The organism is Pseudomonas panipatensis (assembly GCF_900099785.1).
GTDB lineage: Bacteria > Pseudomonadota > Gammaproteobacteria > Pseudomonadales > Pseudomonadaceae > Pseudomonas > Pseudomonas panipatensis.
Map to the genome: position 1 here is coordinate 174,904 of NZ_FNDS01000001.1, position 13,686 is coordinate 188,589.

Annotated in this window: 13 protein-coding genes; 3 read left to right on the forward strand and 10 right to left on the reverse strand. The window is 65.7% G+C overall.

Translation table 11 applies throughout. The features are described from left to right. Window positions 1–4: 4 nt before the first annotated feature. Window positions 5–1,315: an aspartate aminotransferase family protein gene (locus BLQ74_RS00850; RefSeq protein WP_090259857.1), complete on the forward strand. Its 1,311-nt coding sequence runs from the start codon at window positions 5–7 to the stop codon at window positions 1,313–1,315. A gap of 127 nt (window positions 1,316–1,442) precedes the next feature. Here BLQ74_RS00850 and BLQ74_RS00855 read toward each other — a convergent pair whose 3' ends face one another. Then, window positions 1,443–3,368, reverse strand: coding sequence for an AMP-binding protein (locus BLQ74_RS00855; RefSeq protein ID WP_090259859.1), 1,926 nt, complete (start codon window positions 3,366–3,368; stop codon window positions 1,443–1,445). A 250-nt stretch (window positions 3,369–3,618) separates the two neighbouring features. Between BLQ74_RS00855 and dcd the strand changes: the two genes are divergently transcribed. After that, on the forward strand, window positions 3,619–4,185 hold the full coding sequence (gene dcd, locus BLQ74_RS00860) for a dCTP deaminase (protein WP_090259862.1): 567 nt from the start codon (window positions 3,619–3,621) through the stop codon (window positions 4,183–4,185). Window positions 4,186–4,361: 176 nt separating this feature from the next. Here the strand turns inward: dcd and BLQ74_RS00865 are convergent, their stop codons facing one another. The 8 genes from BLQ74_RS00865 to BLQ74_RS00900 form a co-directional block, all read right to left on the reverse strand. After that, window positions 4,362–5,126 carry an ABC transporter ATP-binding protein gene (locus tag BLQ74_RS00865; RefSeq protein ID WP_090259864.1) on the reverse strand — a complete coding sequence of 255 codons (765 nt, stop codon included), beginning with the start codon at window positions 5,124–5,126 and terminating at the stop codon, window positions 4,362–4,364. Between the two features lie 7 nt (window positions 5,127–5,133). After that, a complete protein-coding gene (locus BLQ74_RS00870; RefSeq protein WP_090259866.1) occupies window positions 5,134–6,252 on the reverse strand; it encodes a succinylglutamate desuccinylase/aspartoacylase family protein in 1,119 nt (372 codons plus the stop codon). A 6-nt stretch (window positions 6,253–6,258) separates the two neighbouring features. Continuing rightward, window positions 6,259–6,972 carry an ABC transporter permease gene (locus tag BLQ74_RS00875; protein ID WP_090259868.1) on the reverse strand — a complete coding sequence of 238 codons (714 nt, stop codon included), beginning with the start codon at window positions 6,970–6,972 and terminating at the stop codon, window positions 6,259–6,261. Then, a complete protein-coding gene (locus BLQ74_RS00880) occupies window positions 6,969–7,694 on the reverse strand; it encodes an ABC transporter permease (protein ID WP_090259871.1) in 726 nt (241 codons plus the stop codon). The genes BLQ74_RS00875 and BLQ74_RS00880 overlap by 4 nt, the downstream gene beginning before the upstream one ends. Before the next feature lie 90 nt (window positions 7,695–7,784). Further along, on the reverse strand, window positions 7,785–8,564 hold the full coding sequence (locus BLQ74_RS00885) for an ABC transporter substrate-binding protein (RefSeq protein ID WP_090259873.1): 780 nt from the start codon (window positions 8,562–8,564) through the stop codon (window positions 7,785–7,787). 346 nt (window positions 8,565–8,910) lie between these two features. Further along, a complete protein-coding gene (locus tag BLQ74_RS00890; protein WP_090259874.1) occupies window positions 8,911–11,454 on the reverse strand; it encodes a penicillin acylase family protein in 2,544 nt (847 codons plus the stop codon). A 210-nt stretch (window positions 11,455–11,664) separates the two neighbouring features. Next, window positions 11,665–11,862: an SEC-C metal-binding domain-containing protein gene (locus tag BLQ74_RS00895; protein ID WP_090259875.1), complete on the reverse strand. Its 198-nt coding sequence runs from the start codon at window positions 11,860–11,862 to the stop codon at window positions 11,665–11,667. 7 nt (window positions 11,863–11,869) lie between these two features. Then, window positions 11,870–12,355, reverse strand: a complete 486-nt coding sequence (locus BLQ74_RS00900; RefSeq protein WP_090259877.1) for an LEA/WHy family protein — start codon at window positions 12,353–12,355, stop codon at window positions 11,870–11,872. A gap of 122 nt (window positions 12,356–12,477) precedes the next feature. On the opposite strand from BLQ74_RS00900, the gene BLQ74_RS00905 reads away from it, so the two are divergent. Beyond that, window positions 12,478–13,014 (forward strand): hypothetical protein, encoded by a 537-nt coding sequence (locus BLQ74_RS00905; protein ID WP_090259880.1) that lies wholly within the window; start codon window positions 12,478–12,480, stop codon window positions 13,012–13,014. Between the two features lie 7 nt (window positions 13,015–13,021). On the opposite strand, the gene BLQ74_RS00910 is transcribed toward BLQ74_RS00905, so the two are convergent. Then, complete coding sequence (locus BLQ74_RS00910) at window positions 13,022–13,648, reverse strand: trimeric intracellular cation channel family protein (RefSeq protein ID WP_090259882.1); 627 nt, start codon at window positions 13,646–13,648, stop codon at window positions 13,022–13,024. Between the last annotated feature and the right edge of the window lie 38 nt (window positions 13,649–13,686).

The window sequence follows — 13,686 nt, forward strand, 5'->3', positions numbered from 1 at the left end:
TGCCATGTTGAAAGTCAATGCCTTCCAGGCTGAACAGGCCGATGCCCTCGGCGCCGCCGAACGCAGCATGATCGAGCGCCGTCAGCGCTTGCTCGGGCCGGCCTACCAGTTGTTCTACGATCATCCGCTGCACTTGGTGCGGGGGGCTGGCACCTGGCTGTACGACCGCGAAGGGGCTGCCTACCTGGACCTGTACAACAATGTGGCGTCGATCGGCCACAGCCATCCGCGCGTGGTCGAAGCCCTGACCCGCCAGGCTGCGCAGTTGAACACCCACACCCGCTATCTGCACGAGGGCGTGCTCGATTATGCGGAGAAACTGCTGGCCACCATGCCGCCCGAACTGGGCAATGTCATGTTCACCTGCACGGGCAGCGAGGCTAACGACCTGGCCCTGCGCATCGCCCGCGACTACAGCGGCGGGACCGGCGTGATCGTCACCCGTTACGCCTACCACGGCATGACCGCGTCGATCGCCGAGCTGTCGCCGTCAGTGGGCGACTACGTCCCGCTGGGGCGCGACATCCGCGTGGTCGATGCGCCGCTGCACGACCCCGCCGACCCCGCGCGGGTCGGTCGGCTGTTCGCCGCGCAGGTGCGTGCGGCGCTGGCCGACATGCGGCGCCATGGCATCAAGCCGGCGGCCCTGCTGGTGGACACCTTGTTCACCAGCGATGGCGTGTTCGCCGACCCGCCGGGGTTCCTCCGTGAGGCGGTGGAGGCAGTGCGCGCCGCTGGCGGCCTGTTCATCGCCGACGAGGTGCAGCCGGGTTTCGCTCGTACCGGCACGCACATGTGGGGATTCCAGCGCCATGGCCTGGTGCCGGACCTGGTGACCCTGGGCAAGCCGATGGGCAATGGCCATCCGTTGGCCGGCCTGACGGTGCGTCCGGAAATCCTCGCGCGTTTCGGACGCAATGCCAGCTACTTCAATACCTTTGGTGGCAATCCGGTTTCCGCCGCCGTCGGCCTCGCGGTGCTGCAAGTGATCGAAGAGGAGGGCTTGCAGGAAAACGCCCGGCACGTCGGGGCGCAGCTCAAGGAAGGTCTCGAGGGGCTGGCCCAGGGGCATGCCTGCCTGGGGCAGGTGCGGGGCGCGGGATTGTTTCTCGGGGTCGACGTGCTGGATGCGCAAGGGGCAGCCGACGGCGCCAGTGCGCGGCGTATCGTCAACCTGCTGCGGGACGAGCACATGTTGATCGGCGTGGCCGGGGCGCAGAACAACGTGCTGAAGATCCGTCCGCAACTGTGCTTTAGCGCCGAGAACGTCGAACAGTTCCTGGCCGCGCTGGAGCGGGTGTTGGGCCGGCGCTGAGGAGCGCGCCGGGCCCCGCCAGGCGAGTGCCTGGCGGGGCTTTTTTCTGGCTGCAGTGCGCGGTGCGGTTTTGCTCTGTCCGGGTACAAGCCAGTCGCAAGGACTGGCTTGTCTTCAGCAAGCGCACTCAGTGGCCGGTCGCCGCCTTTGCCGCATCCTGCTCGGCGTAGCAGCCGGCCAGGGCGAACAGCGTCCTCAGCTCGTCGAGCACCGTTGGGTCTTCGATGGTCGGCGGAGGCGTCACCTCCGGGCTGACCGCCAGGGAACGCAAGGTCTTGCGCAGGATCTTGCCGGAGCGGGTCTTGGGCAGGCGCTTGAGGACGAACACGCGGCGCAACGAGGCGACCGCGCCGACCGCCTGGCGGACCAGTGCGAGCAACTCGCGCTCAAGCTGCGCCGGGTCCGGTTGCTGGCCCTGCTTGAGTACCACGAAGCCCACTGGCACCTCACCCTTGAGCGATTCGGGCAAGGCCACCACCGCGCACTCGGCCACCGCAGGATGTTCTGCCAGGGCTTCTTCCAGACTGCCACTGGACAGGCGGTGGCCGGCGACATTGATGACATCGTCGACACGGCCCATGACGAACAGGTAGCCATCGTCATCCAGATAGCCGCCATCGCCGCTGCAGTAGTAACCCTCGAACTGGCTCAGGTAGCTATCGACCAGGCGCTGCGGGTCGCCCCAGAGGGTGCTCAGGGTGCCGGGCGGTAGTGGCAGGCGCAGGGCGATATTGCCGGGCTGGCCGGCTGGCAGGGGCTGGCCGGCGTCGTCGAGGATTGCCAGCCGATAGCCCGGCAGCGGCAGGCTGGAGGAGCCCGACTTCATCGGGTAGTCACCCAGGCCTCGCGGGTTTCCGGCGATGGCCCAGCCGGTTTCGGTCTGCCACCAGTGGTCCACCACTGGGCAGGGCAGGAAGCCCTGCAGCCATTCGCCGGTGGGCGGGTCCAGGCGTTCGCCGGCGACGAACACGGCTTTCAGGCAGGACAGGTCACGCCCCTTGGCAAGCAGGACCTGCGGGTCCTCGCGCTTGATCGCGCGGAAGGCGGTGGGCGCGGTGAAGAAAACATTCACCCGGTGTTCGTCGATCACCCGCCAGAAGGTTCCCGCGTCGGGTGTGCGCACGGGCTTGCCTTCATAGAGCAGGGTGGTGCAACCGCGAATCAGAGGGGCGTAGACGATGTAGGAGTGGCCGACCACCCAGCCGATGTCCGAAGCGGCCCAGAACACCTCTCCGGGCTGGACGTCGTAGAGCGCCTGCATGCTGAAGTTCAGCGCCACCGCGTGTCCGCCATTGTCGCGCACCACGCCCTTGGGTTTGCCTGTGGTGCCGGAGGTGTAGAGGATGTACAGCGGGTCGCTGGCCAGCAGCGGCACCGGCGGCACGGGCTCGGCGGCGGCGAGCAGGGCTTCCCAGTCGTGCTCGCGGCCTTCGCGAAGCTCGGCGCGGCACTGCGGGCGCTGCTGGATCACCACCTGTTGCGCTGGGTATTTCGCCAGTTCCAGCGCCTTCTCCAGCAGGGGCATGTACGGCACCACACGCTCATATTCGATGCCGCAGCTGGCACTGAGCAGCGCCTTGGGCCGCGCATCATCGATGCGCACTGCCAACTCGGCAGCGGAGAAGCCGCCGAACACGACCGAGTGCACGGCGCCCAGGCGGGCGCACGCCAGCATTGCGACCACGGCCTGGGGGATCATCGGCATATAGATGATCACCCGGTCGCCCTTTTCCACGCCGAGGGCGTGCAGCATTCCCGCGCAGAGGGCGACGCGCTGCTGCAATTGGCGGTAGCTGATGCGTTCCTGGGTCGCGCTGACGGGGGAGTCGTAGAGGATCGCGCAACGTTCGCCGTGCCCGTTCTCCACGTGCCTGTCCACCGCCAGGTGGCAAGTGTTCAGCAGGCCGTCAGGGAACCAGCGGCAATGCCCGGAGGGTTCGCGGGCGGTTATCTGCTGCGGAAATCGGTACCAGTCCAAGTGGGCGGCCTGTTCGCGCCAGAAGGCCTCGGGGTCGTCCAAGGCGCGAGCGTAGGCGTGCTGATAGGCATTCATGGGGCGGCTCTCCTGATTCTTGGAATTGTCTTGGAGGCCCTCGCGCTCTGGGCGCAGAGGCCTGGGACCATACTCCCAGCCAGCGCTGGCAGGCGCTTGACCCAGGGGCACAATTACTTGACCGCCGGCAGCGGTCCAGCTGTCAGCGCTGCTGCCCTTCGTCGGCCCCGGGGGCTGGGCTTTGCCCCGAGCGGGCTGCCCCGGTAAGATTCGCCTTTCTTTTTCCAGCCGTATCAACAGGACGCCCGCCATGACCATCAAATCGGACAAGTGGATTCGCCGCATGGCTCTGGAGCACGGCATGATCGAGCCCTTCGTCGAGCGCCAGGTGCGCGGCGCCGATGACAACCGGGTGATCTCCTACGGTGTGTCCAGCTATGGCTACGACGTGCGCTGCGCCGCCGAATTCAAGGTCTTCACCAATATCCACTCGGCCGTTGTCGACCCGAAGAACTTCGATGAGAAGAGCTTCGTCGACATCAACAGCGACGTCTGCATCATTCCGCCGAACTCCTTCGCCCTGGCGCGCACCGTCGAGTACTTCCGTATTCCGCGCGACGTGCTGACCATCTGCCTGGGCAAGAGCACCTACGCGCGCTGCGGCATCATCGTCAACGTCACCCCGCTGGAGCCGGAGTGGGAAGGTCACGTGACCCTGGAGTTTTCCAACACCACCAACCTGCCGGCGAAGATCTATGCCCACGAAGGCGTGGCGCAGATGCTCTTCCTGCAGTCGGACGAAGCCTGCGAGGTTTCCTACCGCGACCGTGGCGGCAAGTACCAGGGCCAGACCGGCGTGACGCTGCCGAAGGCCTGAGGCCGAGAGTGCAGCGACAAAACCGGGCCTAGGCCCGGTTTTTTATTGCCGGCGAAACGCCCGACCGCGCTGGGGGAGCCCCTTCTCTCCTGTGCCTGGCAGAGGCACAGTCGCGCGGACGGGTATCGCTGCGCTCCACGCGGGCCTGCGGGGGCATTCGTGGGGCGCGCTGCCGGTCATTTCAGGTTGCCGCTGAGGAACTGGCGCAGGCGCTCGCTCTTCGGATTGCCGAGCACCTCCTGCGGCGCGCCCTGTTCCTCCACGCGGCCCTGGTGAAGGAACAGCACCTGGCTGGAGACTTCGCGGGCGAAGGCCATTTCATGGGTCACCAAGATCATGGTGCGGCCTTCCTCGGCCAGGGCCTTGATCACCTTCAGGACCTCGCCCACCAGTTCCGGGTCGAGCGCCGAGGTGGGTTCGTCGAACAGCATGATCTCCGGCTCCATCGCCAGGGCGCGGGCGATGGCCACGCGCTGCTGCTGGCCGCCGGAGAGGAAGGCCGGGTACTTGTCGACCACCTGTTCCGGCAGGCCGACCTTGTTCAGGTAGGCGCGGGCGCGTTCCTCGGCCTCCTTGCGGCTCACGCCGAGCACGCGGCGCGGCGCCAGGGTGACGTTCTCCAGCACGGTCAGGTGGCTCCACAGGTTGAAGTGCTGGAAGACCATGGCCAGGCGCGTGCGGATGCGTTGCAGCTGTGCCGGGTCGGCGACGCGCATGCCGCCGTAGCCGGGGAGCAGGCGGATGTCTTCGCCGTCCAGGCTCATGCGGCCTTCGTCGGGTTGTTCGAGGAAGTTGATGCAGCGCAGGAAGGTGCTCTTACCCGAGCCGCTGGCGCCGATCATGCTCACCACGTCGCCGGTTCGCGCCTCCAGGGACACGCCCTTGAGGACTTCGTTGTCGCCGTAGCGCTTGTACAGCTCGTCGATCTTCAGTGTCGTCATGCAAACCTCAGGGTTGCAGCAGGTAGCCGCTGCGATAGGCATCGCGGCCGGCAATGTGGGCCACCAGCATGCCGGCGCTGGCCATGCGTCGCAGCGAGCGCGCATAGAGCACGCCGGCGTGCTGGTTATGGATGGGGGCGACCTGGTCGCTGAGCGGGTCGATGATTTCGGCGATCAAGGTGCCGGCCTCGACCCAGCGACCGGGCTCGACAAGCAGCACCAGCACGCCGCCACAGGGCGCGTGCAGCGGTTCGACGCCGGCCAGCGGGGTTGCCGGGAAGGGCAGCGGCGGCGCTTCCGGCGCCTGGCCGTCGATCAGACCGCGCCAGATCAGGTAATCGAGCAGGGCCTGGGCATCGCGCGTGGCCAGGTCGTGGCTGACGTCGGCCTGGCCGCGCAGCTCGACGGTCACCGCCTGGCAACCGTCGGCGATCGGGAAGCGTCCGGCGAAACGTTCGCGCAGGCGCGTCCAGACCAGGCTGAAGCATTCGTCGAAGGACTGCCCGCCGGAGTCCTCGGCGAGCAGGCTGGCCTTGCAGCCCAGGTAGCGCGCCAGCGGCTCCAGGTCCGGCCAGGCCTGCGGCGTGGTGTAGAGGTGTTCGACCGACTGGAAGTCGCAATGCAGGTCGATCACCAGTTCGGCGTCGCAGGCCAGCCGCTGCAGGGTCAGGCGCATGGATTGCAGTTGCGACAGCGGCGCCTGTGCCGCCAGCGCGGCGCGGAATGCGCTGCGGATCAGGCGCAGGTTGGCTTCGGCATCGGCGCCCAGTCCGGCCTCGATGCGCGCGGCGATGTCGTCGCTCAGATCGACGAAGGCGCGGTTGAAGTTCTGCCCGCTTTCCAGCTCGTAGCGGCCCAGTGGCGTGTCCATCACCTGCTGGTCGAGGCCGATGGGGTTGGCCACCGGCACCAGGACGATCTCGCCGCGCAGCCGGCCTTCGGCCTCCAGCGTGCGCAGGCGCTGCTTGAGGTGCCAGGCGACCAGCATGCCGGGCAGTTCGTCGGCGTGCAGCGAGGCCTGGATATAGACCTTGCGCCCGCCGTCGGCCGGGCCGAAGTGGACACTCTGGATGCTGCGCGCGGTGCCCGGCAGCGGTGCGATCAGGGGGTGCTTGTGCTGCTCCATCGGTCGTCAGCTCCGTGTCGGCCCGAGGAAGGCCAGCCAGCGCCGTTCGGCCAGGCGGAACAGACCGACGAGGGCGAAGGAGGTGACCAGGTAGAGCATCGCGGCGATGCCGAAGGACTGGAACGAGAGGAAGGTCGCGGCGTTGGCGTCGCGGGCGATCTTCATGATGTCCGGCACGGTGGCGGTGAAGGCCACGGTAGTGGAGTGCAGCATGAGGATCACTTCGTTGCTGTAGTAGGGCAGCGAGCGGCGCAGGGCGGCGGGCATGATCACGTAGCGGTACAGGCGCCAGCCGCTGAGACCGTAGGCGTGCGCGGCCTCGACCTCGCCATGGGCGATGTTGCGGATGGCCCCGGCGAATATCTCCGTGGTGTAGGCACAGGTGTTCAGGGCGAAGGCCAGCAGGGTGCAGTTCAGGCCGTTGCGGAAGAAAGCGTCGAGGATCGGCTCGGCGCGCACCGCGGCCAGGCTGTAGATGCCGGTGTAGCAAACCAGCAGTTGGATATACAGCGGCGTGCCGCGGAACACGTAGGTGTAGAACTGCACCGGCCAGCGAATCAGCAGGTTGCGCGAAACGCGGGCGATGGACAGGGGGATGGCGAAGGTGAAGCCGAAGGCGATGGATACCACCAGCAGCCAGAGGGTCATGGCCAGCCCGGTGATGTGGTAGCCGTCGGTCCAGAGGAAGGCTTTGCCGTATTGCTGGAGCAGCTCGATCATCGCACGGCCTCGCGGACGCCGGTGGCGAAACGGCGCTCAAGGGCGCTGAGCACGATATTCGACAGGGTGGTGAAAAGCAGGTAGATCGCCGCGGCCACCAATAGGAAGAAGAACAGCCGGTAGCTGCTCTTGCCGGCATCCTGGGCGGCGCGCACCACGTCGGAGAGACCGATGATCGAGACCAGTGCGGTGGACTTGATCAGCACCATCCAGTTGTTGCCGACCCCCGGCAAGGCGAAGCGCATCATCTGCGGGAAAAGCACGAAGCGGAAGCGCTGCGCGCGGCTCAGGCCGTAGGCCGTGGCGGCTTCCATCTGTCCGCGCGGCACGGCGAGGATGGCGCCACGGAAGGTCTCGGTGAAGTAGGCACCGTAGATGAAGCCGAGGGTGACGATCCCGGCGCTGAAGGGATCGATCTGGATGTAATCCCATTCCATGTAGTCGGTGAGGTCGGCCAGCCAGGTCTGCAGGCTGTAGAAGATCAGCAGCATCAGCACCAGGTCGGGGATGCCGCGGATCAGCGTGGTGTAGACGGTGGCCGGAAAGTTCAGGAATTTCGAGCTGGACAGCTTGGCGCTGGCGCCGAGCAGGCCGAGCAGTACCGACAGCAGCAGGGAGCAGATCGACAGCTTGACGGTCATCCAGGTGCCGTCCAGCAAGATGCTGCCGTAGCCTTTGAGGCTCAGGCTTTCGCCTAGGGTGTGAAAGAAGTCCTGGAGCATGCGCACAGCGCTCCTCGTGGTCAGGCATGAATGCAGAATAGCTTCGCCGCGGCCGGCGGGTGGCCGGTCGCGGCGAAACCTGGAGCGGGATCAGTCGTTGTAGAGGTCGATGTCGCCGAAGTATTTCTTCTGCAGCTTGTCGTAGGTGCCGTCGGCGTGCATTGCCTTGATGCCCTTGTCCAGCAGTGCCTTCAGCTCGGCGTTGCCCTTCTTGATGCCGATGGCGGTTTCCGCCGGCAGCAGCGGGTCATGCAGCGGCTTGCTGTTCTCGAAGGCCTTGCCCTGCTCGGTGGTGAGGAAGCCCATTTCGGCCTGCAACATGTCCTGCAGCGAAGCGTCCAGGCGACCGGATACCAGGTCGGCGTAGACCTGATCCTGGTTCTGGTAGCTCTTCACGTTGACCCCAGCCGGCTCCAGCTTGGCCTTGGCGTAGGCTTCCTGGATGGTGCCCTGCTCGACGCCGACGGTCTTGCCCTTGAGCGCCTCGGGCGTGGCGGCGAGGCCCGAGCCCTTCTTGCTGATCATCGAGGAGGGACCGGAGAACAGCTTGTCGGAGAAATCGATTTCTTTCTTACGCGCTTCGGTGACGGTCATCGAGGAAATCACACCGTCGAACTTGCGTGCTTTCAGGCCGGGGATCATGCCGTCGAAGTCGTTCGGCATCCACACGCATTTGACCTTGAGGTGTTCGCAGATGGCATTGCCCAGGTCGATGTCGAAGCCGACCAGGCTGCCATCCGGCGCTTTGGATTCGAAGGGAGCATAGGACGGGTCGGTGGCGAAGCGGATTTCTTTCCATTCCTTGGCCTGCAGGGCACCAGCGCTAGCCAGGAGCGCCAGGGCGGAGAGGGTCAGCCATGCTTTTTTCATCGATTGGAGTCCTTAGAGGTTGGATCAAGCAGTGGAACGAAAGGGAACACCTGTGCAACATCAAAACGACAGCAATTTTCGAACCAGAGGCGTAGCCAACGGAGTCGGTGGTCGGATCGGGATGACAGATGCGCCCTGGCGACAGGTATAGCATCACCTGTCAGGGGGCGTGTCCCATGCTGGGGCGTGGTGGCGGGGCGTTAGGTAACAAACTGGTGCGCGGGGCGGCCGCGGGTGCAGGTGTCGCGGGCAAAAAGAAAGGCACCCGAGGGTGCCTTAAAACGATCATGGAGTAAGTCGATTCATCCGAGTACGCGACGTTGGCTGAAGTTCCCGTTGCGCTGAATTATTTTTGCGGGACCAGGGTCAGCCGCTGGCTGCCATAGACGCGGTCGAGGTTCTGCGCCTGGAACGGGAAGCTGACGTAGTTGCCCTTCAGCCAGGCGTCGATGCCGTCGGCATAGTGCGGGCTGGCCGGGTTGCCCGACTGGCCGCTGCTGTTCACCCCGAGCATCGGCTCGCTCTGGCCGAAGTCGACGACGATGCGCATGGCCGGAATCAGCCAGGTGTCGAAGTTCTGCCCCCAGCCATAGGCCGAGACATTGAGGGTGCTGTGGTCGCCGCCGGCGGGGTAGGGACCGCGGTCCAGGTAGCCCTTGATGGCGTTCACCGCTGTGCGTTGCCCGGACTCCAGGTTCGGCGCCATCTTGGTGCTGTCGCTGACCCAGTTGTAGGTGTGCAGCTTGCCCCACTGCCAGGCGCGGCGATCGCTGCCCATCTTCTGTTCGCAGAAGGCGGTGGCGGCCGCCAGGCTGCGCGCGAGGATGGTCGGCTTGTCTTCTTTCTGCGGCGTGCGCAGGTCATCCCAGAACGGGCTGTCGTCGCGGCCGAGCAGGTGGTCGGCCTGGGCCGAGTAGGACAGGTTGGCGTTCTGCACGAAGGCCTTCCAGGCCGGGCTGTCCTCCGGGCCCAGTTCGTCGAGGAAGATCTGCTTGGTGCTTTCCTGCAGGAAGGCTTCGTAGAGCGCGGCATCGGCTGAGTTGGCGGCGAGTTTGCCGTCGAAGGCCATCAGCCGGTCGAGGGCTTCGCGGGCGCGCTCGCGCTGGCCTTCGGGCAGCGCCTGGATCGCCTGCTTGAGCGGAGCGGCCATGCCCGGCGCGGCGAACATCGCCTGCAGTTTGCCGGCGAACAGGGTGGTCTGGTCGTACTGCATGGCGATCATGCTGCGCGCATCGTGGCTCTTGCTGGCGTTGGCCAACTGGGCAATGCGCTCGGCGCGTTCCGGGTAGTACCAGGAACTGGACAACTGGGCGCCGTAGCCCGGCGGCACGGTGCGGTTATTGGCGGTGCCCAGCCAGCCTTGCTGCGGGTCCTGGTCGGACGGGTGCAGGATCGAGTCGGCGTAGCCGTCCCAGTCATAGCGGCCGTCCCAGCCGGGCGAGGGCAGCAGGCCACGGCCTTCCTTGCGGTTGGGGAAGCGCCCGGTGACCTGCCAGCCGATGTGTTTCTCGTCGGCGAAGACGATGTTCAGCGGCATGGCGCGGATTTCGCGGGTGGCGTCGAAGGCTTGCTCCACCGTCTTGGCCCGCGACAGGTCGAAGAAGGCATCGAGGCTCTTGTCGGAGACCGCCTGGATACTCTGATAGGCCAGGCCATAGCCACTGGACAGCGGCAGCGGCTGCATATCGTTTTTCCGCGCACCGAGCAGCGCGCTGTTGAGCAGCGGGCCGTGGCGGGTTTCGTAGACGATTTCGCGGACGGGGCGCTGGCCCTTGATGAAGAAGGTTTCGTTGCGCTCGATGGCCGGCTTCCATTGGCCGTCGGCCAGGTAATAGAGCTTGCTGCCCTGGCGCTTCACCTGTTCGAGGAAGATGTCCTGGGTATCGCCCATGACCATGGTCATGCCCCAGGCCAGCTTGCCGTTGAAGCCTGCCACCACGCCGGGTACACCGGCGATGGAGACGCCGGCGACGCTGTATTTCGGCGAGCGGATCTGCACGAAGTTCCACAGCGAAGGCATCGACAGCGGCAAGTGTGTGTCGTTGGCCAGCAGGCTCTTGCCGCTGCGACTGCGTTGCGGCGCGATGGCCCAGTTGTTCGAGGCCGCGACACCGAGCATCTGCAGCGCGGCGACCTGTTCGGCGGCGCCGTCGACCGAGGCCAGGCCGGGTATCTGTCCGCCGAGGTTGAGGCCCTTGAGTTTGTCGGCTTCCTCGAAGGGCAGGCCTTCGTCCGGGTAGATCGGCGTCAGCCAGGCGAGCTTCTCGGCGCCGACCTTCTGCGCCAGCACCAGCGAATCCAGCTCTTCCTGCAGGTTCACCGCCAGGCCGAAGTTGAGCAGGGCGAAGACCAGCGCGGAGTCCTGTGGCTTCCAGTACTCGGGGCGGTAGCCCGATTCGGCCAGGTCCATCGGCAGCTTGTCGCCGTAGCGGTAGAGGTAGGCGTTGACGCCGCGCGCATAGGTTTCGAAGAAACGCTGGATGCGCGGCGAGGCACCGCTGTACAAGGCGTCGGCGGCCTGCTTGAGGTTCGCCGTGCGCATGAAGCGGTCGATATCCAGTGCGCCCGGACCGACCATCTCCGACAGGCGTCCCTGGGCCATCAGGCGCAGGCCGACCATCTGGCTCAGGCGATCGCTGGCATGCACATAGCCAAGGGTGAAGAGCGCGTCATGGAAGCTGCTGCTCTCGATCAGCGGCATGCCGAGGTTATTGCGGCGTACCGACACGTTATCGGCCAGGCCCTTGATCGGCTGCACGCCTTTGCTCGGCGGCAGGCTGTCGGCATAGCGGTCGTTCAGCAGGGACTGGCAGCCGGTAAGGCTGACGGCGGTGCCGAGGGTGGCGGCAAGGCCGAAGAGAGAGAGCGGGCGGAAGGCGCGCAAGGCCATGGCAACGTGCTCCTGCACTGGGCTGGCGTGAAAAGGCGCTACGTTAGTGAGGCAGGCGCCGCCGCGCAAGCCGCAACTTCAGGCTTTATGCGGGTTCGCGCGGTTGTGCGGGGGGCATCTCCGGCGGCTGTTCGCACGGCAAGCGGGGAGCCCGTCGAGCGGTCAGCAAAAGGCCCGCATCTGCGGGCCTTCGTCGGGCACTGAAGGGTATCAGGCGCCGTGGCACTTCTTGAACTTGGCGCCGCTGCCGCAGGGGCAGGGATCGTTGCGGCCGACGTCCTTCAGCGGGTTGCGCACCGGCTCGTGGCTGTGATTGCAGTGCGGGCCGTGGACGTGCTGGGGATGGTGGTGGTCATGGTCATGATCGTGGTTGCAGTCGGGACCATGTACATGGGGTTCCTGGCTCATGGAAAGCTCACTCCGGGATGAAATCGCCGGGAATTATCTCGCCATTGCGTGCGATATGCACGGTGTGGCCGAACAACAGGCCGGTCTTCACTTCGCCTTCGAGGCTGTAGTTGATCGGCTGGTTGGGTTTCTGCAGCAGCTTCACGATGTATTTCATGTGGCGCCACAGGTTGGTGTTCACCGGCACCTCGAAGAACTGCCGGCCGTTGGCGGGCACGGTGAACCACAGGCTGGACTCGCCTTCGGCAAGCTCGACGTCATTGAGCTTGACCTTATAGGCCAGGCCCCGTACCGGCAGGCTGAAGTCGTTCGGGTTGTCGATACTGAAGTGCAGCATGAACTGCTGCTCCAGCAGACGGGCCTTGACCACATCCACTTTCACCAGCTTCACGTCCGGTTTCTCGAAACTGCCAGTCATCCAGCTACAGCCGGAGAGGAGTGCGAAGGCCCAGACTAGGCTGATAATTCTTATCATTTGCGCCTGATAAAACATTTCAATCCCCCAAGAGCGCCCAGTGTACCAAGCGCCTGCTTGCCCGCAAGTTATTGTTAGCTGAAAAGAAGTTGTCCCATACTGGGCCGACCTACCGATAGGCGAACACAGGAGTGTGAAGGATGAGCCGTTATGAAATCGTTTTTTCCGGCCAGACGCTGCCCGGCGCCGAGCCGGAAGCGGTGAAGGCCAATCTGGCGAAGCTCTTCCAGGCCGACGCTCAGCGTATCGCCTTGCTGTTCTCCGGGCGCCGGCTGGTGCTGAAGAATAACCTCGACGCAGCCGCGGCGGAGAAGTATCGCAGCGCGCTGGAGCGGGCCGGCGCGCGTGTCGAGGTGGTGGACATGGAGGCACCGATCGAGGAAATCGAGCTGGCGCCTCCGCCCAGCGCCGAAGCGCCGGCAGCCGCCAGGGCGCCGGGACGGCTGCAGGTGGCGCCGCGGGATGAGTACATGGCGGCCTTCGCCGATGTCGATGCGCCGGATTTCGGCCTGGCGCCGGTGGGCGCCGATCTGCAGGAAGAGCGCGGCGAGGTCAGCGCCCCGCCAGTCGACCTCGGTCAGTTCAGCCTGGCCCCGGTGGGCAGCGACATGGGCCAGGCCGAGGCGGCCGCGGCAGCGCCGGCACCGGACACCAGCCACTTGAAGCTGGTGGAGTGACCTGCGCTCAGCCGTTCTGCTGCGGATCGTCCTGGTAGACGAACTTGGGCATTTCCCAGCGGAAACGGATTGCCAGCAGGCGGAACAGGAAGCCGGCGAACAGGGTGATCAACATGGCCTGTTCGTTGGGCAGTTCCAGCTGGATGCAGATGAGGAAGCACCAGGCGCTGGCGAACGACACGCTGGCGTAGAGTTCGCGGCGGAAAATCAGCGGCACGTCGTTGCAGAAGATGTCCCGCAGGATGCCGCCGAAGACCCCGGTGATCACCCCGCTGACCGCGGCGATCAGCAGGCTGTGGCCCATCTCCAGGCTGACCCGGCAGCCGATCAGGGTGAAGGCCACCAGGCCGACGGCATCGAGCACCAGGAACAGTGAGCGCAGGTGGCGCATGAGCGGTGCGATGAACACCGTCAGCAGTGCCGCGCCGGCAGTCAGCGCCAGGTATTCCGGGTGGCGTACCCAGGTCAGCGGATAGTGACCGAGGAGCATGTCGCGCACCGAGCCGCCGCCCAGGGCGGTCACGCAGGCCACCAAGACCACGCCGAACAGGTCCATGCTGCGGCGGCCGGCCGAGAGGGCGCCAGTCATGGCTTCGGCGGTGATGGCGATGATGTAGAGCACGGTCAGCAGCATGGCGGGGCCCGCAAAAAAGCGCGCATTCTAGCCGAGCG

Bases quoted from the DNA above. Each gene is read 5' to 3' on its own strand.
- BLQ74_RS00895 (WP_090259875.1), bottom strand. From the start codon at position 11,862: ATGAGCCAGGAACCCCATGTACATGGTCCCGACTGCAACCACGATCAT.
- BLQ74_RS00890 (WP_090259874.1), bottom strand. From the start codon at position 11,454: ATGGCCTTGCGCGCCTTCCGCCCGCTCTCTCTCTTCGGCCTTGCCGCC.
- BLQ74_RS00905 (WP_090259880.1), top strand. From the start codon at position 12,478: ATGAGCCGTTATGAAATCGTTTTTTCCGGCCAGACGCTGCCCGGCGCC.
- BLQ74_RS00875 (WP_090259868.1), bottom strand. From the start codon at position 6,972: ATGATCGAGCTGCTCCAGCAATACGGCAAAGCCTTCCTCTGGACCGAC.
- BLQ74_RS00910 (WP_090259882.1), bottom strand. From the start codon at position 13,648: ATGCTGCTGACCGTGCTCTACATCATCGCCATCACCGCCGAAGCCATG.
- BLQ74_RS00865 (WP_090259864.1), bottom strand. From the start codon at position 5,126: ATGACGACACTGAAGATCGACGAGCTGTACAAGCGCTACGGCGACAAC.
- BLQ74_RS00870 (WP_090259866.1), bottom strand. From the start codon at position 6,252: ATGGAGCAGCACAAGCACCCCCTGATCGCACCGCTGCCGGGCACCGCG.
- BLQ74_RS00880 (WP_090259871.1), bottom strand. From the start codon at position 7,694: ATGCTCCAGGACTTCTTTCACACCCTAGGCGAAAGCCTGAGCCTCAAA.
- dcd (WP_090259862.1), top strand. From the start codon at position 3,619: ATGACCATCAAATCGGACAAGTGGATTCGCCGCATGGCTCTGGAGCAC.
- BLQ74_RS00855 (WP_090259859.1), bottom strand. From the start codon at position 3,368: ATGAATGCCTATCAGCACGCCTACGCTCGCGCCTTGGACGACCCCGAG.
- BLQ74_RS00900 (WP_090259877.1), bottom strand. From the start codon at position 12,355: ATGTTTTATCAGGCGCAAATGATAAGAATTATCAGCCTAGTCTGGGCC.
- BLQ74_RS00885 (WP_090259873.1), bottom strand. From the start codon at position 8,564: ATGAAAAAAGCATGGCTGACCCTCTCCGCCCTGGCGCTCCTGGCTAGC.
- BLQ74_RS00850 (WP_090259857.1), top strand. From the start codon at position 5: ATGTTGAAAGTCAATGCCTTCCAGGCTGAACAGGCCGATGCCCTCGGC.